Annotated in this window: 16 protein-coding genes; 5 read left to right on the top strand and 11 right to left on the bottom strand. The window is 45.1% G+C overall.

Annotation, left to right across the window (positions count from 1 at the left end):
• The first annotated feature begins 46 nt into the window (after window positions 1–46).
• From proS to JGK16_RS15065, 3 genes are all read left to right on the top strand, one after another.
• On the top strand, window positions 47–1852 hold the full coding sequence (proS, locus tag JGK16_RS15075; RefSeq protein ID WP_293191021.1) for a proline--tRNA ligase: 1806 nt from the start codon (window positions 47–49) through the stop codon (window positions 1850–1852).
• Between the two features lie 247 nt (window positions 1853–2099).
• Window positions 2100–5072, top strand: a complete 2973-nt coding sequence (locus tag JGK16_RS15070; RefSeq protein ID WP_293181110.1) for an adenylate/guanylate cyclase domain-containing protein — start codon at window positions 2100–2102, stop codon at window positions 5070–5072.
• A 212-nt stretch (window positions 5073–5284) separates the two neighbouring features.
• A complete protein-coding gene (locus tag JGK16_RS15065) occupies window positions 5285–7348 on the top strand; it encodes an adenylate/guanylate cyclase domain-containing protein (RefSeq protein ID WP_293191023.1) in 2064 nt (687 codons plus the stop codon).
• Between the two features lie 200 nt (window positions 7349–7548).
• Here JGK16_RS15065 and rpmB read toward each other — a convergent pair whose 3' ends face one another.
• The 10 genes from rpmB to JGK16_RS15015 all read right to left on the bottom strand — a co-directional run bounded on the left by rpmB (window position 7549) and on the right by JGK16_RS15015 (window position 21499).
• A complete protein-coding gene (gene rpmB / locus JGK16_RS15060) occupies window positions 7549–7785 on the bottom strand; it encodes a 50S ribosomal protein L28 (RefSeq protein ID WP_293150949.1) in 237 nt (78 codons plus the stop codon).
• A 277-nt stretch (window positions 7786–8062) separates the two neighbouring features.
• Window positions 8063–10051, bottom strand: coding sequence for a molecular chaperone HtpG (gene htpG / locus JGK16_RS15055; RefSeq protein WP_293181104.1), 1989 nt, complete (start codon window positions 10049–10051; stop codon window positions 8063–8065).
• Window positions 10052–10393: 342 nt separating this feature from the next.
• Window positions 10394–11746: a two-component system sensor histidine kinase RppB gene (gene rppB, locus JGK16_RS15050; RefSeq protein ID WP_293203233.1), complete on the bottom strand. Its 1353-nt coding sequence runs from the start codon at window positions 11744–11746 to the stop codon at window positions 10394–10396.
• A gap of 269 nt (window positions 11747–12015) precedes the next feature.
• Complete coding sequence (gene rppA / locus JGK16_RS15045; protein WP_293181098.1) at window positions 12016–12705, bottom strand: two-component system response regulator RppA; 690 nt, start codon at window positions 12703–12705, stop codon at window positions 12016–12018.
• Between the two features lie 171 nt (window positions 12706–12876).
• Entirely contained in the window at window positions 12877–13362 is a 486-nt protein-coding gene (locus JGK16_RS15040) for a hypothetical protein (protein WP_293196842.1), read from the bottom strand.
• 236 nt (window positions 13363–13598) lie between these two features.
• Entirely contained in the window at window positions 13599–16751 is a 3153-nt protein-coding gene (locus tag JGK16_RS15035) for an efflux RND transporter permease subunit (RefSeq protein WP_293203230.1), read from the bottom strand.
• Between the two features lie 527 nt (window positions 16752–17278).
• On the bottom strand, window positions 17279–19228 hold the full coding sequence (locus tag JGK16_RS15030) for an efflux RND transporter periplasmic adaptor subunit (RefSeq protein ID WP_293191027.1): 1950 nt from the start codon (window positions 19226–19228) through the stop codon (window positions 17279–17281).
• 202 nt (window positions 19229–19430) lie between these two features.
• Complete coding sequence (locus JGK16_RS15025; RefSeq protein WP_293191029.1) at window positions 19431–19562, bottom strand: hypothetical protein; 132 nt, start codon at window positions 19560–19562, stop codon at window positions 19431–19433.
• A 412-nt stretch (window positions 19563–19974) separates the two neighbouring features.
• Entirely contained in the window at window positions 19975–20154 is a 180-nt protein-coding gene (locus JGK16_RS15020) for a hypothetical protein (RefSeq protein WP_293181086.1), read from the bottom strand.
• A gap of 382 nt (window positions 20155–20536) precedes the next feature.
• Window positions 20537–21499, bottom strand: coding sequence for a glycosyltransferase family 9 protein (locus tag JGK16_RS15015; RefSeq protein ID WP_293181175.1), 963 nt, complete (start codon window positions 21497–21499; stop codon window positions 20537–20539).
• 170 nt (window positions 21500–21669) lie between these two features.
• Between JGK16_RS15015 and ispD the strand changes: the two genes are divergently transcribed.
• Window positions 21670–22362, top strand: coding sequence for a 2-C-methyl-D-erythritol 4-phosphate cytidylyltransferase (gene ispD / locus JGK16_RS15010; protein WP_293181083.1), 693 nt, complete (start codon window positions 21670–21672; stop codon window positions 22360–22362).
• Between the two features lie 132 nt (window positions 22363–22494).
• Window positions 22495–23142, top strand: a complete 648-nt coding sequence (locus tag JGK16_RS15005) for a Uma2 family endonuclease (RefSeq protein ID WP_293191031.1) — start codon at window positions 22495–22497, stop codon at window positions 23140–23142.
• A 164-nt stretch (window positions 23143–23306) separates the two neighbouring features.
• Here JGK16_RS15005 and JGK16_RS15000 read toward each other — a convergent pair whose 3' ends face one another.
• On the bottom strand, window positions 23307–24239 hold the full coding sequence (locus JGK16_RS15000) for a LysR family transcriptional regulator (protein ID WP_293191033.1): 933 nt from the start codon (window positions 24237–24239) through the stop codon (window positions 23307–23309).
• Window positions 24240–24356 lie beyond the last annotated feature (117 nt).

Genomic DNA, 24356 nt, shown 5'->3' with positions numbered 1-24356 from the left:
GTTAATCTGAGATGACAATTATCCGGTATTTTAAGGAAATCAGCCAATGCGACTCTCTCAAATGCTTTTCGTCACCCTGCGGGAAGACCCCGCAGAAGCAGAAATCCCCAGCCACAAACTATTACTCCGTGCTGGATACATCCGACGCATCGGTAGCGGTATTTACGCTTATCTCCCTTTGATGTGGCGAGTTCTTAAAAAAGTATCCCAAATTGTGCGCGAAGAAATGGACGCTACCGGCGCTCAAGAATGTCTCCTCCCGCAACTGCAACCGGCCGATTTGTGGCGGGAATCCGGCCGCTGGGATACCTACACTCAAGCTGAAGGTATTATGTTTGCTATGAAGGATAGGCAGCAGCGAGAAGTTGGACTGGGCCCGACTCACGAAGAGGTAATTACTACAATTGCTAAGGATATGATTCGTTCTTATCGGCAATTACCCGTACATCTCTATCAAATTCAAACTAAGTTTCGTGATGAAATTCGCCCGCGTTTTGGGTTGATGCGTGGCCGCGAATTTATTATGAAAGATGGCTATTCTTTTCACACGAGTGAAGAAAGTTTGAAGAAAACTTATCAGGATATGGCTCAAGCTTACAGCAATATGCTGCGCCGATCGGGCTTGGAATTCCGAGCGGTAGATGCTGATTCTGGTGCGATTGGCGGCTCTGGTTCTCAAGAGTTTATGGTGCTGGCAGAAGCGGGTGAGGATGAAGTTCTATATACTGAAGATGGTCAGTATGCTGCTAATGTGGAGAAGGCTGTGTCGATGCCTGCTGATGCCCAAGCTTCGCCTTTTGCAAGTTTTGAAAAGCGGGAAACGCCGGGAACTGAAACAATTGCTAAACTTTGCAAGTTTTTGAAGTGTTCTCCGACGCAAGTTGTCAAAAATGTGCTTTATCAGGCTGTTTATGATAATGGCATGACTGTCTTGGTGTTGGTAAGCATTCGCGGTGACCAAGATGTGAATCAGGTAAAGTTGCTGAATGAATTGACAAAGTTAGCGGGAAATTATCAAGCTAAAACAATCCTATTTTTGACTGTTCCTGATGCGGAAGCTCAGCGGAAATGGGCGGCTAAATCTTTGCCTCTGGGTTATATGGCTCCGGATGTTGCTGATGATTATATCGCTGGAAGTAAGGAGGTAAATTCTAAGTTTTTGCGTTTGGTCGATCGCACTGCCGTCGATCTAACAAACTTTGTCACTGGTTCCAATGAGTCAGGATACCACGTGGTCGGCGCTAATTGGGGTAAAGAATTTCAGCTACCAGCAACGGTTGTGGGCGTCAGAACTGCTAAAAAGAGCGATCGGGCGGTGCACAATCCCGAACAAACTTTGCAAACCGCCAGAGGCATCGAAGTCGGCCACATCTTCCAATTAGGCACCAAATACTCGCAAGCGATGGGCGCCACCTACACCAGCGAACAAGGCGAAGAAATGCCCTTTATCATGGGCTGCTACGGCGTCGGCGTGTCGCGGCTGGCTCAATCTGCGGTAGAACAATCCTACGATAAAGACGGAATAATCTGGCCAGTGGCGATCGCGCCGTATCACGCCATCATTAGCATCCCCAATATTTCCGACGCCCAACAAGTAGAAGTCGCCGAAAAACTCTACAATGAACTCAACCAATCCGGAATTGAAACCTTACTAGATGACCGCGACGAACGAGCAGGAGTTAAATTCAAAGATGCAGATTTAATCGGCATTCCCTATCGCATTGTTCCGGGTCGTTCGGTGAAATTAGGGAAAGTTGAAGTTGTGGAAAGAGCAACTCACAAAGCCCATGAAATTCTGATTGAGGAAGTCAATTCTACTTTAAAACAGTGGATTGATGCTGCCATCAAATAAGTTTTTGTAACGGTAATACCAATTTAATGTGAAGTTGCATATATCTCGATCCCCTAAATTCCCCTGGTGGGAGGGGGGACTTTGACCGGAATCTTGTCCCCCCCTTAATTAAGGGGGGTTAGGGGGGATCGGATTCGGGAGTAGCCTCACAAAAAATTGGTATAAGGTGCTTGCTGCACCTACATTGAGGCTAGCAAGGTGCGCGCAGCGCACCCTACATAAACTTATATAAAACTTAAAACTCGACATGAATCTGAACCTAAATCAGTTTCTTCGATTCCCTCAATCCCGAATAGGGCGCTACTTAGCCCAAGTAACTCTCGTGGCGATCGCTTACGCCGTGGGGGCGAGGCTAGCATTTGCAATTCAAGGTGTCAATCCCTTTGCTTCCTCGGTGTGGCCGCCCGCAGGAATTGCACAAGCCGGACTTTTATTGTTTGGCCCAAAAGCCTGGCCTGCGATTGTTTTGGGTATATTTTTCCTCAATTTAGTTAACCCAAGCGAACAGATATTTGCAATTTGGGTGGGAGGCAACGTAGGAGCAGTTTTGCAAGCTGTTTTTGCAGCCACTGTGCTGCGCTGGCTGGGGTTTCGTCCGTCTCTAGAACGTTTGAAAGATGTAGTTAATTTAATTTTATTGGGCGGTTTAGTTTCTACTCAGATTAGTTGCACTATTGGCGCGTTTTCCATATATTTAGCTGGCAAAGTAGATTGGGCAGAATACTGGTCGCTCCGGTGGAATTGGTGGCTGGGAGATGCAATGGGAGTTTTAATTTTAACTCCTTTGATTTTAATATTTTTGCGTCCTAAGGCAACCGCCGATCGCTTAAAAAGACAAACCGAACTCCCTAAAAATTATTTAATTTGGCGGGGAGTATGGTTAATATTATTAATTGGGGTAAGCTGGCTTGTCTTTGAGTCAAAAAATGAAGCTTCTATTTCTCGCTATCCCCTGGAATATTTGCCGTTTCCTTTGATAATTTGGGCGTCGCTCCAATTCGGTCAGCGGGCCGCTGTCTTAGGATCGTTTCTTGTGTCAAGTATCGCAATTTTTGGCAGTTCTCACGGATCTGGGCCATTTATAGCTAAAGCCGAAAATATTAGTCAGGCTATCTTATTTTTACAAGCTTTTATGGCGGTAGTTACGATTACTTCGTTGTTATTAGCCGCGACGGTAGCCGAACGCGCGGAGGCAGAAAAATCTCTGCGAGTAAGCGAAATTAAATATCGAGAATTGGTGGAAAATGCTAACAGTATTATTGTCAAACTATCTCCCGACGGCACGATTACTTTTTTTAATGAGTTTGCAGAAATATTCTTTGGCTACAATCAGGAAGAAATCCTGGGGAAAAGTGCTGTGGGAACAATCATTCCCATGAGCGACATCGAAGGGAATAACTTAGAGTTGGTTTACAATCAGATTTTACAAAATCCCGATCGCTTTACTAGCTATGAAAATGAAAATATTCGGCGTAACGGATCTCGCGTTTGGGTGTCTTGGGCAAATAAGCCGCTGGTTGATGCAGCAGGAGAACTTTTGGGCATCCTCTGCATCGGGACAGATATCACCGATCGCCGAAAAGCTGAAATAGAGCTGCTTCATCTGAACGAAAAGCTGGAAATCCGAGTTGCAGAGCGGACAAATGCCCTGAAACAAAGCGAACTTCAGCTACAGAAACAGAAATCGGCATTAATTGATTTAGCCAAAAATAAAGCGCTGAATCAAGGCGACTTAACCAAAGCGCTTCAAGAAATCACTGAAACTGCTAGCCGTACTCTGGAAGTTGCGCGATCGAGTATCTGGTTGTACGATCGCCCTAAATCCAAGATGGAGTGCCTGGATTTGTTCGATCGCGCCCTCAACCAGCACTCAGAGGGTATGGAATTAGCAGAAGCAGACTATCCTGTCTATTTTCAAGCACTCCGAGAAGAGCGCGCAATTGCTGCCTTTGACGCCCAAAAAGATTTTAGAACTAGAGAATTTGTGGAAGCTTACCTAATTCCGTTAGGCATCACTTCCATGCTAGATACGCCGATTCAGATAGGCGGAGAAACAGCAGGAGTCCTCTGTTTGGAACACGTAGGAATGCCGCGTTATTGGACTATCGAAGAACAAAGTTTCGCTGTTTCTCTAACAGACTCTGTAACTTTTGCAGTGGAAGCGCGAGAACGCCAGCGCGCTGAAGCAGCCCTGCGACAAGCTGAGGCAAAATACCGCAGCATATTTGAAAATGCGATCGTCGGCATCTTTCAAACTACTCCAGATGGAGAATATCTTAGCGTTAACCCAGCTTTAATTCGCATTTATGGTTACAGTTCCTGTGAGGAAATGCTGGAAAAGTTAACTGATATCAACCGCCAGCTATATGTAGACCCGGAACGCCGCGCCGAAGTCATCCACTTAATGCGAACAAACGGCAAAGTATCGGATTTTGAATCTCAAGTTTACCGCCAAGATGGCAGTATAATTTGGATTTCCGAAAATGCTTATACTGTCTGCGACATACATGGAAATTTGCTTTATTACGAAGGTACTGTCGAAGATATCACAACTCGCAAAGAAGCTGAAGCAGCTTTGCGCTTAGAACAAGAAAAATCTGACCGTCTCCTCCTCAACGTTTTGCCGCAAGCGATCGCCGAAAGACTCAAACAAGACCAAAGCATCATCGCCGATACTTTTGCCGAAGTCACAGTATTGTTTGCAGATATAGTCGGTTTTACTCAAATTAGCTCCCAAATTTCTCCGCCGGAATTAGTTTCCTTGCTTAACGAGATTTTTTCGACATTCGATCGCCTAGCCCAAAAGCACGGATTGGAAAAAATTAAGACGATTGGCGACGCTTACATGGTAGTGGGAGGGCTTCCCATGCCCCGCAGCGATCACGCAGAGGCGATCGCCCAAATGGCCCTGGATATGCAGCAGGCAATTATTGACTTCAGCAATACCAACAATCAAGATTTCAGCATCAGAATCGGCATCAACAGCGGCCCGGTTGTCGCCGGAGTCATCGGCATCAAAAAATTTATCTACGATTTGTGGGGAGACACAGTTAACACCGCTTCCCGTATGGAATCTCACGGCTTACCCGGTCAAATTCAAGTTACATCTGCAACTTACGAGCGATTGCAGGACAAGTATTTATTAGAAAGTCGCGGCACCATTGAAGTCAAAGGCAAAGGCGAGATGAACACTTATTTTCTCACAGGAATCAAGTTATAAAATAAGGAAAATGAAAGAGGCAAAAAGGAAGAAGTAATAGTAGTTGTAGGGTGTGTCGCTAGTGAAAAAACCTCAATTTAAATCAATTTTTTGAGTAGCAACGCACCTGTGCTTAGCCCGTACAAACAAAGCCAACAATTCTATTTAAATAATTAAAAATCTCCTAATAGTTTTGACGGTTGGTATAGTTAGTTAAAAATATAAAAGTCACTATGAACCAAAACAAAAATCAATTTATGCGATTTATTCAATCTATAAATTGGCAATATTTAGGAAAAATAGCTGTCATTGCCTTTGCTTACGCTTTAGGAGCTAAAATAGCATCTTCAATCCCCGGCGTGAATAAATTAGCTACCTGCGTCTGGCCGCCCGCAGGAATTGCCCAAGCAGCAGTTTTATTATTTGGTCGGCGCCTTTGGCCGGGAATAGCTTTAGGCGTATTTTTTTACGAGACTCTCAACCTCAAAATATCCTTAATAAATGCAACAATTAGTGCTTTTTGCGGTTGTTTGCAAGCTTTATGTGCATTTACTTTGCTGCAACAGTTCAAGTTTCGCCCCTCACTGGATCGACTAATTGATGTAGTCAGTTTAATCTTTTGCGGTGCTGTAGTTGCCACTCAAATCAACTGCACTCTCGGCACGCTGCGGCTGTGTTTGACTGGTCTTATTGACTGGAGCGAATATTGGGAAATTCGGTGGAATTGGTATCTTGGAGACACCTTAGGAGTTTTGATTTTTACTCCTATGCTGCTAATCTTTTACCAAAAGATAGCGACACGCAATCAACAAAAAATTAAGATTAAAACACTTGTAAATATAATTTTATGCGCCATATGTTTGCTACTATTAATAATAGTCAGTTGGCTAGTATACACATCAAAAACTGATAGTAATCTATCCGGCTATCCCCTAGAATACTTGCCATTTCCGTTGGTGATTTGGGCAACCATTCAATTCGGTCAGCGCGGAGCTGTTTTAGCATATTTTATTGTATCCAGTATTGCCATTTGGGGAGGCTCTCAGGGATCTGGCCCGTTTATTACCAAAGCCATAAATATTAATCAAGCAATCTTATTTTTGCAGGCTTTCATGAGCGTAATTGTAATTACTTCGCTGCTGTTAGCTGCCACAGTAGCAGAACGCGCATCAGCAGAGGATTTGCTGCGGCAAAGCGAAGTTAAGTATCGGGAATTGGTCGAAAATGCTAACAGCATTATTTTAAAACTAGATACAGAAGGTAATATTACTTTTTTTAACGAGTTTGCACAGAATTTTTTTGGTTACAGAGAAGAAGAAATACTGGGAAAACACGCAGTTGGCACAATTCTACCCCAGACAGATACAGGGGGAAACGACCTGGCCGTGTTATTGAGCAATATTTTAAATAACCCGGAACAGTATACAACAAATGAAAATGAAAGTATGCGGCGCAGTGGATCTCGCGTTTGCGTATCCTGGGCAAATAAACCGCTGTTTGATGCGGCCGGAAAGTTCGCGGGGCTGCTGGCAATCGGTACGGATGTCACAGACCGCAGGCGGGCTGAAATTGCGCTTTGCAAGCTGAATGAAGAGTTAGAATCTAGAGTTGAAGAACGAACTAATGCTCTCAATGAAACTTTAAATGCACTGCGAGTTCAACAAGCACAGTCAGAACGGTTGTTGTTGAATATTTTGCCTGAAGAAATAGCAAATCGGTTGAAGCGGGGAGATAGCACGATCGCAGATACTTTTGCTGATGTTACTGTATTATTTGCGGACATCGTAGGTTTTACTCAATTGAGTGCGCGAGTTTCTCCAACAGAATTAGTTGCGTTGCTGAATGATATTTTTTCGACTTTTGACAACTTAGCAGAAAGGCACGGTTTGGAAAAAATTAAGACGATTGGCGATGCTTACATGGTAGTGGGAGGGCTGCCAATTACTCGCCCAGATCACGCAGAGGCGATCGCAGAAATGGCCCTGGATATGCAGCAGGCAATTATTGAATTCAGCAATACCCACAATCAAGATTTTAGTATCAGAATCGGGATCAATACCGGCCCGGTTGTCGCTGGAGTCATCGGTATTAAAAAATTTATTTACGATTTGTGGGGAGACACCGTTAACACCGCTTCCCGCATGGAATCTCACGGTTCGCCTGGGTGCATTCAGGTGACAGTGGCAACTTATCAGCAATTGCGAGAAAAGTATTTTTTTGAAAGCCGCGGTGCGATCGAAGTTAAAGGTAAGGGGAGGATGACTACTTATTTACTGAAATGCCGAAAATTCCTCTAATCCAGGTTTTTCTCTAAAAGTTAAAATTTCCTGGACGCATCAATGCCCAAGAAACCGGGTTTTTTATCTAAATTTAAGGTTATGATGCAGTGTTTATCTAAAAAAACCCGGTTTCTGCCTCAACTTTTTCAGTATATAAAAGTAAGGGCGATCGCACTTTTAATGTATACGATCGCCCTTTGCTCAACTAACAAGATTATTTAAAGCTTGTAAAGATTAATTCCAGCTTCCTTAGCCATAATTTCCAAACCCTTGTGCTCCAAGGTTTTAATCGCCTTCGTAGAAAGGTGTAACTTGACCCAACGCTTCTCCTGCGGCCACCAAATCCGCTTCCACTGCAAATTAGCGCCTTGCAACTTGTGAGTGCGGTGGTGCGAGTGAGAAACCGCAAAACCGTTATTCGCCTTCTTACCCGTTAGCTGACATTTCCGTGACATATTGCCCTCCAGACTACTTGTTTTTGATGCAGCCTTTCATTATAGAGCAACTGCGGACTACCCCCCTAGCCCCCCTTGTTAAGGGGGGGACAAGAAAACCTCCGATCGCTCTCTCAGCAAGGGAAATCAACTTTTGCTTCCGCAGTTGGCTTGCGCTTGGGCTAAGGTATGTTGTTGGGCTTTAGCCCTCTTTCCTAATCTTATAAAGAGGGCTGAAGCCCAACAACGTACCTAGTTTGTATAAAACCACTCCCCCTTAGCAAGGGAGGGGGGTTAATTACATTGCACGTTCAGTCAATTTTGTCAAGACATGGTTCGATCGCTCGACAAACTCCTGCATCCCTTCAGCATCGAAACCCTTCTGGGCCATCAAAGCCAAGTCATAAACGTGGTGACAAATCATGCTGGCCAACTGCGCCGAGGGAGACTCGCCGCCGCCTTGAATAATCGCACCCTGACTCAAATTAGCCAGATTTTGAATCAGCGGGTGAGACGTATTCACCAGCAAAACGTGTTCATCGGGGAATTGCGCTGCTTGCTGCTGCAAAAGCGCCGTCATATCGCGCATCCGGCGCAAAGCTTCTGGTAACAGGACGATCGCAGGTGGCGCCGCCTCAGCAGAGTCAGACTTCAAAGCTTCTGTGCGGATGTTTACTTTTGGCTTGTTGAGAGCATTTTGGAACAGTTCTTTAACTTGTTCGCTGCGAGTTTTATTAGTCGCCGGATCGACAATTTCGGCTTCTTTTTCTTTGTCAATTAGCGTGTCGTCGATGTCGGAATCCACCCGCGAGAATTTAACATCTGAGTATTCGCGTTCCAAGAAACTGATAAAGTGCGTGTCAATGAAAGAATCCATAAACAGCACTTCTAAACCTTGGCTTTTGTGCAGGGCGACGTAAGTTGCTTGTGACGCAGGTTCTGTGCAGTAAAATACGCGGTTTTCGTGGCGTTTTTGATTGCGTTCCAAATACTCTTTCAGCGTCGTGTAAGGTTGCGTCGAAGTAGAACTGTCCGATTTTGGAGTAACATCTTGCCACAAATCTCCGTCCTCAGTTTGCACCTGCACTTCTGGCGTTGCAATTTCTGGTTTTTCTGCTGTTGGTTCGTAGGTGCTGCGGTAGATTAAGATATCTTCGACTTGTTTTTTGAACTTATCATCGTTGAGAGATCCAAACTTGACAAAAGTGCCGATATCTTGCCAGCAACGGATGTATTCATCGCGGTCGTCGCGGTAAAGTTCTTTCAGGCGATCGCCCACTTTCTTCGCAATATAATCAGCGATTCTTCTGACTGTGCGATTGCTTTGCAAAGAACTGCGAGAAACGTTCAGCGGAATATCGGTACTGTCAATGACTCCCCGCAGCGGCATCAAGAATTTTGGGATGATTTCTTCGCAGTGATCGCTGACAAAAACTTGGTTGCAAAATAGCTTGATATTACCTTGGGTAACATCGACATCCGGCCGCAGTTTGGGAAAGAAAAGAATGCCGTTGACAATGAAAGGATAATCTGTATTCAGGTGTACCCAAAGTAGCGGCTCGTCTTGGAACGGGTAAAGATAGCGGTACAATTCTAAGTAATCTTCTTTCTGCAAATTGCTGGCTGCTTCCCGCCAAATTGCCTTGTGCTTGTTGAGTTCCTCTCCCTCAAATTTGATCGGAACTGGCATGAAGTCGCAATAAGTTTTGATTAACTGCTTAATGCGAGTGGCTTCTACATATTCTAGTTCTTCGTCTTGGAGAGTAAGAGTAATCGTAGTACCGCGTTCTGTGCGGGCAGATTCTGATAGTTCAAAAGCGGGTGAACCGTCGCAATACCAGTGTACTGCTTGTGCGCCTTCTTGGTAAGAAAGGGTGTCTATGTCTACTTTCTGAGCTACCATGAAAGAAGAGTAGAAACCGAGTCCAAAGTGACCGATAATCGCGTCATCGCCACTGCCTTGATATTTTTGAATAAACTCTTCGGCGCTGGAGAATGCGACTTGATTGATGTATTTTTTTACTTCATCGGCTGTCATGCCGATGCCGTTGTCGGTAATTGAGAGTGTTTTGTTTTCTTTGTCGATCGCAATATTGATTTGTGGTTCGCCAATGTCGCCGCTGTATTCGCCGGAACGGGAAACCATTTTGAGTTTGGCTATGGCATCGACGGCGTTAGAAATTAGTTCCCGCAAGAAGACTTCGTGGTCGGTGTATAGCGATTTCTTGATAATCGGGAAAATATTCTCGGTATGGATTGAGATTGTTCCCTGTTCTAAAACTGTCATAGATTTTCTCTCTGCTGACTGATGATTAATCACTATTTATTGATTTTGGGCGATCGCGCTACATATTGCCGAAGGGATTACCACAAAAAGATGATTCGGTTTTCCTCACATCTTGCACAATTCTCAATAAGCCTTTCACGGGCGGGCAGGATGCCCAACCCCTACTCCCCACAACAAGATTTAGTTTTTGTGGAACAGGCATCTTGCCTGTTCTTGAAAATGGTGCAAACTATCATCGGCGGGCAGGATGCCCACCCCACAACAAGATTTAGTCTTTGTGGAACAGGCATCTTGCCTGTTCTTGAAAATGGTGCAAGATGTCAGTTTTCCCCACATCATAGCTCACAAAGGCAACCGCAGGACAAAGGTGCTGCCACAGCCCAATTCGCTACGCGCGCTGAGGCTGCCGCGGTGTGCGCGGGCGATCGCGCGGGCGATCGCCAATCCGAGTCCCGATCCGCCGGTATGGCGCGATCGAGATTTGTTGACTCGGTAAAAGCGATCGAATATCCGCCCTAAATCTGCCGCCGCTATCCCAATCCCGGTATCTTGCACCTGAATTATCGCCTCTTGGTGAGTGCAATCTAAGATTACTGTGACTTTTCCGCCAGGGGGAGTGTATTGAATGGCGTTGACAATTAAGTTAGTAACCAGACGGTAAAGTCGATCGGCATCTCCGACAACATTCAATGGATGCTGTACGCGGATTTCGGATGTTAGCGCTACCTGGGAGGATCTCGCCAAAGCAGCCAATTCCTCGACTAAATCGCCCACCAAGTCGTTTAAACAACAAAGCTGAGGGCGATCCTCTTCGAGGGCTTCGCTAACGGATTTCACCTGAGAGTCCATCCGCGCCAACAGCAACAAATCAGTGACTAACTGAGTCAATCGTCGGTTTTGGCGATCGACAGTCTGCAAAATTTCCCGTGCTTCTTTCTCATCCAATTGTGGCATCAACAGCGCTGATTCTACAGTTGCTTGAGATGCCGCTAAAGGCGTTCGCAATTCGTGGGCAGCATCCGCCGTAAACTGTTGGATTTGTCGGTAAGAAGAATAAATCGGTTTCATCGCCAATCCTGCCAGCCACCAACTAGAAAAAACCACCAAAATCAAGGCTGTCGGCAATCCTAATTTCAAAATTAATCTCACTGTACTGAGATAACTGTTGAAGTCTTGCAAGCTCCGTCCTACTTGAAAGTATCCCCAATCTTGCAGCGTGTTTGTGTGCAGTGATACAGAAATTTGGTGATAAATATTGCCTTGGCTGTCAGCGATTGTTTGCCAGTGTTGAGAGTTAAATATCGGCGGTAATGCTTCGGGATAAGCGCCTGCTGTAGCAATCAATTTCCCAGAAGAGTCAAATAAACGAATATAGTAATAGCTTTGGTTGATAGCGCTTAAAATATGGCGATCGGCTAACTGTTCTTTAACGCCGTTAACTCCAATTACGCGGAGGTTTGGCAAAAGTTCATTGACGATTGGTTCTAGGCGTCCGGGTTGCTGTAGCTTGATTTCGAGGCTATCGTGGAGTGTCCCCGCTACCGATTCTAGTTCGCGATCGATCGCAATCCAGTGCGCGTGGGCGATCGCCTTATATACACCAAATCCCAACAAGCTTAAAATCAAACCCATGACTGCGGCGTAGGAAATCGCTAATTGCGATCGAGTGCGGTTAAATAGTTTATTTTGATTCACAATTCATGATTGGGTAATTGGTAATTGGTAATTGGTAATTGATTGGGATGATATTTTTTTATTTACCGCAGAGAACGCAGAGGACGCAGAGAAGGAGAAAAGAGAGAATTAGTAGAAGGGAGGAAAATAAATAGTCTTTTCTGAGTCCGCAAAGGCGGACTTTGTTTGTGTAAATGCGATTTCAACTTTTCTTAGTCCGCGGAGGCGGACATTGTTTGTGTAGACGCGGTTTCAACCGCCGAGTCTAAAAGTAATTTTGAAGGCAGAATTCAACTTTTCATCCGATATCCGACGCCGTGGACAGTTTCAATTAAGTTCGCACAGCCAACGGATTCGAGTTTGCGCCGCAGCAAGCGCACTTGAGCGGCTACTACATTGCTAAAAGTATCTGCGCTGGCTTCCCATATCTGATTCCGAATTTGGTCAGTCGTGACAATTTGGTTCGGATGTTTCATCAAATATTCTAACAATTGAAATTCTTTGTTAGTCAGCGAAATTGTTTGGTTGGTGCCGTTTTGATTGAGATAAAAAGCTGTGCGATTCCCGCAATCTAAGGCGAGATTTCCGATTTGTATCTGTTGGGGCTGTATTTGGGGCGATCGCCTTTGCAGCGCCCGCAACCTTGCTAACAGTTCCGCCATCCCGAAGGGCTTGACTAAATAATCGTCAGCCCCCGCATCCAATCCCGCCACTTTATCTTCCATCCTGTCTTTGGCTGTCAGCATCAAAACTGGCAAAAAACTATGTTTGGCGCGCAATCTTCGCAGCAATTCTATTCCCGACAATCCCGGAAGCAACCAGTCAAAGATGGCTAGGGTGTATTCCGTCCACTGACTATCTAGATATTCCCAAGCTTCATTCCCATCCTGGGCCCAGTCAACTATGTATTTTTCTTGCTTCAAAGTGCGATCGATCGCCTTTCCTAAATCTGGCTCATCTTCAACTAGCAAAATTCTCATAAAAAGTAACCTTATGTCGCGCTAGGTACGTAGTTGCGCTTTAGCGCTAAAGCGCAACTACGTACCTTTTGAAAAGTACCAATTGCGTTAGGATATAATTAATTCTTCAACTCTAAATTAACAAAACCCCGGTCGATCCGACCGGGTTTTTACAACTAAATTCAACTCAAACTATTGAGTGAATGTAAAACGACCGTCTACTTTTTCTCCCTTAATATCCGCATTCACCTTCACAGGATACTGGCCTGGATCTTTGCCGGGAAATACAACAGCGTAATGTTTGCCTTCAGGATCGTATTTGAGAGCTAGGGTTTGTTGCTTTCCACTCGGCAACTGCACTTGTGCTGACACTTTTGCGTCAGGAACCGGTTCCTTTTTATCGCCTTTTTGCAGGTACAAATCTAAGTGAGTTCCAGTAGCTTGTTTTTCAGGTACAAACTCTAAATGGTAAGCTCCAGCATTGACAACTTGACCGCCTTTAGCTCCTTTTGCACCAGCAGGAGCAGCGGCGGGAGCGGAAGAGACAGGTTTTGAGGCAGCAGGAGGGGGTGTTGGAGTGATTTTTGTATCGCTTGCTTCGTCGCCTTTACCGCAAGCTCCCAAAAACAGCAGTCCGATACTGCCGAGAATAATTAAACTTGATTTGATCGTTTTCATGTGCTTGACTCTTTACGGACAATTATTCGTAAATTATGGCATTTTAAAACAGGGCGTCAATCGATTTTAGATTTTAGATTTTAGATTTTAGAGGCGACTCCACGGATAAATTCGGGGGCTTGAGGATTTTCGATTTGGGATTGATTCCACGGATAAATCACGTGGCGGGTACCATGAAGAAATTCGCTTGTCAAGGAAAATCATCAAAAAATCTTCAGCAATAGCCCGAATCGTTGCTAGAAAGCACTTAAACCAGTTTTTTCATCTTCAGCAACAGGCTCAGGTTCTTGAGGCCGTAAAAACTTCCCGAATTGAGCGTACAAAGCTGGCAAAACTAACAGAGTTAACGCCGTAGAAGTAAACAATCCTCCTAAAACTACGATCGACAAAGGTTGTAATATTTCTTTTCCTGGCCCGCCTTCTAAGACTAACGGTGCTAAACCCAAAGCTGAAGTTAAAGCGGTCATTAAAATGGCGTTGAGGCGTTCCATCGAGCCTTTAACAACGGCTTCTTGAAAGGGCATTCCTTCAGCAAATTTAGAGTTATAGTTGTCTACTAACAGCAAGCCGTTGCGGGTAGCTACGCCGAATAATGTGACAAACCCAACCAGGGAAGCGACGGAAATTATACCGCCAGTCAAAGCTACAGCAATTACTCCTCCAACTAAGCCGATCGGCAAATTGATCATAATCATCGCAGTTGAAGCGATCGACTTAACGGACAAGTACATCAAGACGGTAATGACCAAAAAGGCGATCGCGCTAAACACCATAATATTCTGCGAAGCCCTTTGTTCCGCCTCAAATTGACCGCCGTACTGGATAAAATAACCAAACGGTAACTGCACCTCCCGCTTGACTTTAGCTTGAATTTCATTCACAACCGATCGCAAATCCCTACCTTTAGCATTAGCCGCCGCCACAATCAGCCGCGACACATTCTCGCGGTTAATCGTATTTGGGCCCGTACCGTATGTAACAGTCGCAACTTGCGCCAGGGGAATTTTACCCCCCCTTTCATCCCCCCCTTTATAAGGGGGGGAAAGAGGGGGGGTATCAACCAACAAATTTTGAATAGTTTCGAGATTGTTTCTGGCTGACGGCTGCAACCACACAACTAAATCAAAAGTTTGCTGTGCTTCCAACACTTGAGAAACAACTTTGCCATTTAAAGCTATTTCGATGATTTCCGAAAGTTCTCCGATTTTCAAACCATATCTACCCGCAGCTTGGCGGTTAAACTTAATTTGAATCTGCTGCACCGGCACCTGCGGTTCCAGTTGCAAATCCACAATTCCCTTCACAGTTTTCATTTGCGCTTCAACTTGAGCACCGATAGTGCGAAGTTGATTCAAATCCGGGCCAAAGATTTTCACAGCAATTTGACTTCTGACACCGGACAAAACCTCATCCATCCGGTGAGAAATAAAACCGCCGATATTTGGTGCAACTCCCGGCAATTTCGCAAATTCCTGCCGCAAATACTCCAAAGTTTTCGACCGATTTTTCATTCCTTCCTCGCTCAAACCAATATCGATGTGAGCTAAATTGACACCCGCAGCATCAGCATCGCCCGGAGCTCTGCCCGATCGCACTTGCACGTATTCAAATCTGCGATCGTCCTTAAGTGCATCTTCCATCGCAAAAGCCGCGCTATCCGTCGTCTCCAAAGACACCCCCGGATAAAGCAGAATAGTATTCACCAAAGTTTGCTCCTGAAACTCCGGCAAAAACACCCGTCCAAAGGAAGGCAAAACAACTAATGCAGCCACCATGCTAGCAGCAGCTAAAACTAAAACTATCGCCGAATACCGCATTGATAATTGGATGAAAAAGTGATATATTTTTTTGCAAAATCTCGGCAACCAAGGTTCCTTGGCACTCATGCGTTTGTTCGGTAATAAAATAGCACAAAGCGCCGGAGAAACGAACAGCGATTCTAAACTAGAAATCACCACAACCACCAAATAAGTAATTCCCATCGGCGTAAAAATTCGACCTTCTACACCCGGCAAAGTAAAAATCGGCGAAAACACCACAATCCCAATTACCGTTGCTCCAATTAACGAATCGCGCACCTCTTGAGAGCCATCAAAAATCACATCCATCACCGGGCGCGGATGCCCAGAAGCCGTATTTTCTCGTAAATTGCGGTAGGTATTTTCAGCATAAACAATCGCATCGTCGATCGCAGTGCCGATCGCCACCGACAAACCACCCAAAGTCATCGTATTCAATCCCAAACCCAGCCAATACATCGCCAGCAGCCCGAACAGCCAAGTTAGGAAGAAATCGAGCAAAACCACCGTCAGAGTGCGCCAATTCATCAAAAACGGGATGAGAATGATGGTGACAATGATACTGCCTTCAACTAAAGCCGATCGCACATTTTCCACCGAAGAGTTGATATACTCTTCCTGCCGGAAAGTCACTGTCACCTTAATATCCTTAGGTAAAGCTTGCTGTACCTCAGCCATTGCCGCCTCAACCGCCTTCGTTACCGTCGGAGTATCGGCAACGGGCTGTCTGTTTACCATCACAATCACAGCTTTTTTGCCGTTAAAACTGCCGTTTCCCCGCTTGATTGCAGCACCAATTTTAACATCAGCGACATCACCAATTCTGACTGGTGTTCCTTGACGAGAGGCGATCGCAGATTGCTGCAAATCTGCCACCGATTCAATCCGCCCCACGCCTCGAATTAACGTTTCTTTATCCGGTGTAATTAAATAGCCTCCCGGCGCATTAACATTCGCAGCCTTCGTCGCTTCCGCAACTTGCTGCAAGGACACATTAAAAGCTTTTAGCTTAGCAGGTTCGACTAATACTTGATACTGCCTTTGTTCGCCGCCGTAAGCCACGATTTGAGCAACACCAGTCACTGCCAAAAGGCGATTTGTGACTTGCCAATCAACCAAACGGCGCACTTCCATCAGCGGAGTAGTTTCTGATGTAAAAGCATAGGTAATTACCAAACCAACCGGAGAAGTTGTCGGAGAAATTTGTGGTGTTTCTACTCCAGCCGGGAGTTTGCTTTGAGCTTGTTGCAATCTTTCTGTAATCAACTGGCGGGCTTGATATATTTCGGTTCCCCAATCAAAGATTACCTTAACAGCAGAAATGCCGACAGCCGAAGACGATCGCACTGCTGTTACTCCCGGAGTTCCGTTAATCGCACTTTCGATCGAGAGTGTTACTAAAGACTCGATTTCTTCCGGTGCGAGGCCCGGTGCTTCTGTCTGAATTTCGACTTGCGGCGGTGCAAAAGGCGGGAAGACATCGAGGGACATTTTGGGGATGATATATAATGTCCAAAGGCTAATAATAATGGTGGCGAGAACGACTAGCCAGCGGCGATTAATTACCCATCTCAGAATAGTGCTGAACATTTAAACAGTTGACAGTTGACAGTTGACAGTTGACAGTTAAATAGCCATTCAATCTAGATTGACACCCAAGAATGAAATTAGGATGAAATCGTTTCTCTTTTAAGTCTGATTTATAAGTTATAGCGGTTCTCAGAAAGATTCGCGGACGTTGTTGGGCTTCAGCCCTCTTGGTTTAAGGGTTATGTAAGCTGTCAGTAGCTGTAGGGTGCGTCGCCATCTACAATCCTCAAAAAAAACGACAATCTCGTAGCGACGCACCTTACAAATCCTTTAAATAACCAATCGAATGTTCATCATAGTTATTATGAAAGCACCCAACAAATACTCACAAACTCTAAAAAACTTTGGCGAAACAGACTACAATCCAGTCCCGCCAAAGCGCTCAAAACGAGTAATCATGCGCGCTCAGTTCAAAGGGCGTAAAAAACCTATGATGTATATTTGTGATCGAGAAGAATCGCACAGATTTCTAGATGCAGATAAATGAATCAACTCTCAGACAAGGTGATTACTTGTAAACAAAAATTTTACTTTAAACTCTGGGTTTCTGCCTCCTGGCTTTTAACACGGTGGTTGTCATCATGCGGCAATTCATCTACTTTACTCGCATTGATTGCCACTGCGGAGGTAGAAAAACCATTTTTGGCATGACTTTGAGATGCTGCTAGTGCTGGAAATTTGCGCCGTTTTCCCAAAAATACCCCGGCTGTGAAAGTCAAGGATGCGATCGCAATTCCTCCCCCAACTCCCGCCCACAATAAAGACACAGGCAAATTATTAAAGTTAACCTCTGTTACCTTAGGACTTACCTCTTTCTTTTCCTCGCTTGTTGATGGCTTACTACCGCCTCGCAGAGATTGTGCGTAAAGTTGAGGCGCCCGCTGGGTTACAATCAAATCTCCATCGAATAAACCGCTCTTAATTTCTACTAAATCCCCCGCAGTTTGACCGACTTCAATGTCAACCGCTTGATAAGCATCGCCATTTTGGACGTAAACGGTTTTTTTACCGCTAACATCTACTACCGCTGTACTCGGAATTGCTAAAACATTAGTAACATTTTTGTTAGTTAAAATTTCCAACTCAGCAAACAATCCCGGCTTTAACTCGCCGTTACTATTATCTAATTCTGCTTTCACTGGGATAACTCGCGTTTCTCCTTGCACGGATGAGCCAATTAAGGTGATTTTTCCATTGAAAATACGATCGCCCAAATTAGCAACTTTCACCCTGACTTCCTGGCCCTGTTTTACCTGATTCAAGTCTTTTTCGTAGATGTTGGCGGTGGCAAAAACCCGGCTGTCATTTAAGACGCTCATCAACGGTTTTTCAGCGCTTACAGACTCTCCTGGGGTGATGGCGCGATCGGCAATCGTACCAGAAATCGGAGCAATTACGGTGACAAGTCCTCGATCGTTCGCAACAGCACCTAATTGTTGCAGCCGTGCTTGATAAGCCGCATCGGCTAAGCGAATGCGCGACTGAGCGACTTGTACGGCAGTTTTGCCACGTTTGACCTGATTCTCGGCTTCTAAGACTTCCCGGCGGCTCTGAGCCTTGGTGAGTTGAGCTTTTGCCTCTGCCACCTTGCCTTGGGAATCGCGCAATTCCCGCACCGGCAGATCTACTTCGGCTTGTTTAATTTCGGTTTCGGCTTTAATAACTTCGGGACGGCTTTTGGCCTTCGCAACATTGGCTTTGGCTTCGGCGAAGTGGGATTGCGACTCTAGCATTGTACGCCGCGCGATCGCCCCTGACGCAACTAACTCGCGATCGCGATCGAACTGTTCCTTAGCCACAGTCAGTTCAGTTTCCGCCCGCGCTATCTCTGCTTGCGCTATTTCAATCTGACGTTGATAATTTTCCTTAGCAACTTTGACAACTGAACGCTTGTTTACTAATTCTTGCTCTCGTTGGTACTGCTTAGTTACCGCTGTCAGTTGAGTTTGGGCTTGTATTATTTCTGCTTCAGAGATTTGAATTTGGCGATCGTAATTTTCTCGTGCTAGTTTCAAATCGCCTTGTGCTTGCTGCAAATCTGCCTCAGCTTCCGCTCGTTTCGAGAGAGATTCAACGCGCAACTGTCCTAATTCTGAACTCGACAAAACCGCAACCGGTTGACCTTTTGATACCTTGTCTCCAGGCTTAACTAACAACTCTACCACTTTGCCAGCAACCGGAGCAGTAACTTCTACCTTTTGGTTTGGCAAAGTTTCAATTTGTCCTGTGGTTTTGATGCCGATATCTAGTCGCTGTCGGGTAGCCGGAGAGACTTTAATTCCCAACCGTTTTGCTGTTACGGCATCTACAGAAATAGCAGCAGGAGTTTGAGTTGTTTCGCCGCTTTGGTGAAATTCATTTCCGTGTCCCGCGTGGGCGAAAACTGCGGTAGGAGAATTTAGCAAAATTAGGCTTAACAAAGTTATTGAAAAGCTGCTAATAATTGCCGGAGATTGAGAATATTGGTGAAATATCATCGTTGGCATTTTCCTGGAAATGAGGTTGAGTGCCACAGGCTTAGCGGTTGGTATTTTGCCAAAAGAAGTAAGTCAACCGAATTAACCGGAGCTACTTATTAGCATTTTTCAAGAAACGACTGCTAAGCAATGACCAAGAGCTAAAATTTATCTCCTCAACCTAGTCTTTCACTGCCAAATGAAATTAGGATGAAATTTCGGCTCAGCAGCCCAGATACCCTCCAGATTCTAAAATCCGAAGATAAGTTTTACCTAATCCCAAGGAATTGCGCTGTAGATTTTTTGCTCGTTTCTCAAGTTCTTTCGCTTCAATTTCTTTTGTTAAAATGCTCATTAGCTCGTCCCCGGCTGCGTTTGATTGATAAGTTGTGTTTGATTCCAAGCTGTTCAACATCATTGACTACCCTGTATATAGCTTTGTAGTGATTCTCATACTTTAGAGGTAGGGCTTCTGAATTGTCTACAGTATTTTTACGTAAAAAATGAAATGATGTGAATTCAGACAACTGCTGACAGCCCTGTTCGAGCTATATTAATGTTAGCCCAAGGTTTTTGCCACTTTTCAGTAGCAAGATTTCTAGCTTTTGTCAAGCAAGTATTTCATGAAAAATTGACACGCTGTGATTCCTATCACTTGTTTTTTGGCTTTCTGTCACATATTGCTTAGTGGAGCTAAATTACTCCTTGTACTAAGCTTGGTACCAGTCTTTCATTTGCTCAATTTCTGCTTGTTCCGAATTCAAAATTTATTGATCTAATTTCTTTGTTTCCGGCTGTTTCGACTTTTTGAAAGTATCTTCAGCCATCAATAAAGTGGGTGCATCTGGTTTTTGAAGAGGGCGAAGCATGACCGGATATAAGTTATTAGTTATAATCCCATATTGATTGCGGTCATGCTTCGCCCCTACAGATATATTTGCTTGCATTGAGATGCACTCAATAAAGCTTCTTCGCGGTGGAGAATAATCGCAGTTTTTCAGTATATAGTGGAGCGAGCGAAAGATTCGCGGACGATAGGGCATAGGGCATAGGGCATAGGGCATAGGGCATAGGGCATAGGGCATAGGGCATAGGGCATAGGGCATAAGGCATACCTCACTTTTTTGAGAACCGCTGTATAGTGGAGCGAGCTAAAGATGAAGTATTGACCAATCAATCCCTCAATCCCTCAATCCCTCAATCCCTCAATCTAAAATCTAAAATCTAAACTTCTGCCTCATCTTTTTGATAAAGACTATACAAGGGGCGGGTTAAGCAAGCCAACTTCCAGACAACAGATAATTCCCGTACAAAACCCGCCCTCTTAAATTAGCCTCCCCAAACTTTCTTCAAAACCTCTTGAGGAGAAATGTCAGCCATTTTACCAGTAGGAGATTTAATTCCCAAAAAGCGATCGCTCTTGGGCAGCAATTTTGCAGGTTCAGTCGGGCCGAACAAAGCTATTGTATAAGTTTGAACCGCCACAGCTAAGTGCATCGGCGCACTGTCAGTACACATCATCAAATTAGCAGCAGCAATGGTGGCCGCCAACTTGCCGACATCATCCGGCGAGATAACTTTTACACTCGGACAGAGTTCGACTAACTTTTTCACGAAGGCTTCATCTTCGGGCCCTTTCACCACCACAACGGGTAAATTTGGCTGCCGCTGCTGGCAGTCTTTGATGATTTGCTGCCAGTTGTCTATTGGGTAAATTTTGTCAATACCTTTAGACAAAGCTAGCTGACTCGAACCGCCGTGAATTAGAATGTAACCGCTTTCTTTGATTCCCAACCGCTGCTGTTCGGCTTCCGCCCACTGAATATCCTGTTTTGGTACACTAATTGCGATCGCAGGACTTGGATTGTTAATGTTGAATCCTTGGAGCAAATCGTGGTACATTGAAGCCGCGTACTGGTCTGTTTTCAGAGGTACCGAATCGGTGAGAAATCGAGCGCCGTTGGTTCCAGAATACCCAACTCTCTGGGGAATGCCTGTCAGCCACAGCAGAAGTCCTACAGTCCACCGCTGGCCGAGAGAAACAACTGCTTCGTATTCGCGATCGCGAATTACGCCCAGTAAATTTCCCAAATCAGCCATCGCATTGCGATCTTTGAAATTGTACGTCAAGACTTCTTTGACAGACTTGCAGACTCGGTAAGCGCCCTTCGCCCTCGGTTCCACGATGACATCAATCTGAGCCTCTGGATAAGACTGCTTGAGGTCATCAAGGGTAGGGAAAAATAAAATTTGGTCGCCAATCCCGCCTGGGACAAGTGCTAGTATTCGCATCATAAACGATCGGGCTATTATCTATCGAGGTAGCTCTCAGCGATCGGCTTTCAGCTATCAGCTTATAGTATTTTAAGACGTTAAAAGCTACTGGCTGACAGCAAAACAACTGACTGAAAATTACAGGACGCTTTTAATATATACCTAGTTGGGTGAAGAAGGGTTAGTTAATGCACTTATTAATTCCTGCGGCGGGTTCGGGGCGACGGATGGGTAGTCAGCGGAACAAACTGCTGCTGACTTTGCTGGAAAAACCTTTGCTGAGTTGGACTTTGGCCGCCGCTGAAGCTTCGCAGCAGATTAGCTGGATCGGCATTATGGGCCAGCCTGAAGATTTTCCTGATTTTAAGGCAATTCTGGGCGATTTAGCTTTGCTCAAGCCCGTGGAACTGATTCAAGGAGGGGCTACCAGGCAAGAGTCAGTTTACAACGGTTTGCAGGCCTTGCCGCCAAATGCCGATCGCGTGTTGATTCACGACGGCGCCAGGTGTTTAGCAACTCCTGAATTGTTCGATCGATCTTCAGCAGCTCTCTTAAGCTGTCCGGGCTTGATTGTCGCCGTCCCGGTCAAGGATACGATTAAGGTGGTGGATGAGTCTAGAATCGTGCGAGACACACCGGACAGAAGCCATTTGTGGGCTGCCCAGACTCCCCAAGGATTTGAAGTGAAATTGTTAAAGCAGTGTCACCAACAAGGGCGGGAGAAAGGTTGGGAAGTTACAGACGATGCAGCTTTGTTTGAAAAATGCGGTTTACCAGTGCAAATTGTGGAGGGGGAAGAGACAAATTTAAAAGTTACAACGCCCGTTGATTTAGCGCTAGCTGAATTTATTTTGCGGCAGAGAACAGATAAGAGTAAATAAAATTTGTTGACTATTTTTAAGAACGGGCTTTCCGGCCCGTTCCACAATCAATAATTTTATTAATTGTGGAACAGGCCGGAAAGCCTGTTCCTTCTGTTATCCTAGAAATATCATAGCTGGAAGTAAAAAAATATGATTTCTGTTGCGCCGATCGCACCACCGTTACTCCGAGGCGAACAGCGAGTGGTGTTTAGAGATATTACTTGGGAGGGTTATCAACAACTGCTCCAGATTTTTGGCGATAAACGAGCGGCTACATTGACATTCGATCGAGGGACTTTAGAAATTACCATGCCTTTAGAAGAACACGAATTTTCAGCACGCTTAATCGAGTTTTTGATTCGGATTTTGGTGAGAGAACTAGGTTTAAAGATAAAAACAATGGGTTCGACAACCCTCGATCGATCGGATCTAGAGCGCGGTGCAGAACCCGATAATGCCTATTACATCCAAAATCAGCCCCTCGTAGCCGGTCGTACAGTAGATTTAGCAACAGATCCGCCACCCGATTTAGTCGTAGAAATAGATATCACCCATACTGATATTAACAAGCCTGCTCTCTATGCCAGTATGGGAGTACCGGAGTTGTGGCGGTACGATGGTAGAGAATGGCGAATTTATAAGCTGGAGAATGATGAGTATTTGGAAGTATCTGTTAGCCCCACTTTTCCGATTCTCCCCAAGTCCAAGCTCTACGAATTTTTGGCAGCAGCACAGGTAGATGAGGTAGAAGCGGAGGTGAATTTACGCAACTGGGTGAGAGAGAGCACTGATGGTTGATTCATATTATTGGTTGTTCGTAATTATGGAGCTATATTTTTTTTTAACCGCAGAGGAACGCAGATAAACGCAGATAAAATCCCATCCGCGTTCATCCTTGTTCATTCGCTGATATCTGCGGTCAAAGAATCCAAATCTATGCAATAACCAATAACTTAGGTTTATCATGAAGGATTAATCGGAAAATCAGTATCATATTCAATCTCTGTCGCACTTTTAACTAAATCCAAAAACGCAAACACGGCCGGAATTAACAGCGCGTCCCTCAAAACAGCCACCCCAATTACCCTTTCAAAAGCCGCTGGTAAACTGCAAACTTTTACCTCAGCAGGTATCGGTTCGGCCGCCAAACGCGGCATAATTGTAGCACCCAAACCGCCCATCACCATACTGACAATAGTTGAATCTTCGCTGAGTTCGTAAGCAATATTTAAGGGAAACTCCGAAGTTGCTAAATATTTGCGTAGGGGTATAGAACAAGCAGTTTCCGGCGGCTGCAAAATCAGCGGATGATTTGCTAATTCTTCCCAAGTAATCTTAGCACTTGATAATTTGGCAGTTGGCGGCAACAACACAACGTATTTATCCCGCAAAATTTCTCTACTTTCAAATTCATCTGAGATGGGAAGAGAAACAAAGCCGATGTCTGCTTTGCCCGATCGCAAAGCTTCCTCCACAGCCTGGGTATAATACACTTCGGTAATGCTGACAGCAATCTTGGGAAAGCGATCGCGAAATTGAGCAATAATACCCGGTAGGATATGAGTTGCGACGCTGCGAAACGTCACTATCCGCACCTGGCCTCCCTGCAAACCTTTCTCTAAATCCGCTTCTTTTACCATCATTTCTAACGATCGCACAATTTGACGCCCGTGAAGCACCACTCTTTCCCCCACCGGCGTCAGTTGAGCACCGTGTCGCCCCCGATGGAACAATTGCACACCCAATTCTGTTTCTAAAGAGGCGATGGCGTGGCTGACTGCGGATTGTGAAAGTTCCATTTGCAAAGCCGCTTCGCTAAAGTTTTCACAGTCGGCTACTGCTATCAAAGCCTGAATCTGGGAGAGTTTCATCCGCCGTGTGTTGATGTCATTCATAGCGTTTCCTAGAAGGAAGAGTTGACAGTTGACAGTTGACAGTTGACAGTTGACAGTTGACAGAGGGAAGAAGGAAAAAAGAAGCATCTCAGTTGTGCATTTACAGTGTTCCGCTCA

It is taken from the genome of Microcoleus sp. PH2017_09_SFU_O_A (assembly GCF_020738625.1).
Lineage (GTDB): Bacteria > Cyanobacteriota > Cyanobacteriia > Cyanobacteriales > Microcoleaceae > Microcoleus.
This window is presented reverse-complemented; position numbering and strand designations above follow the sequence as displayed.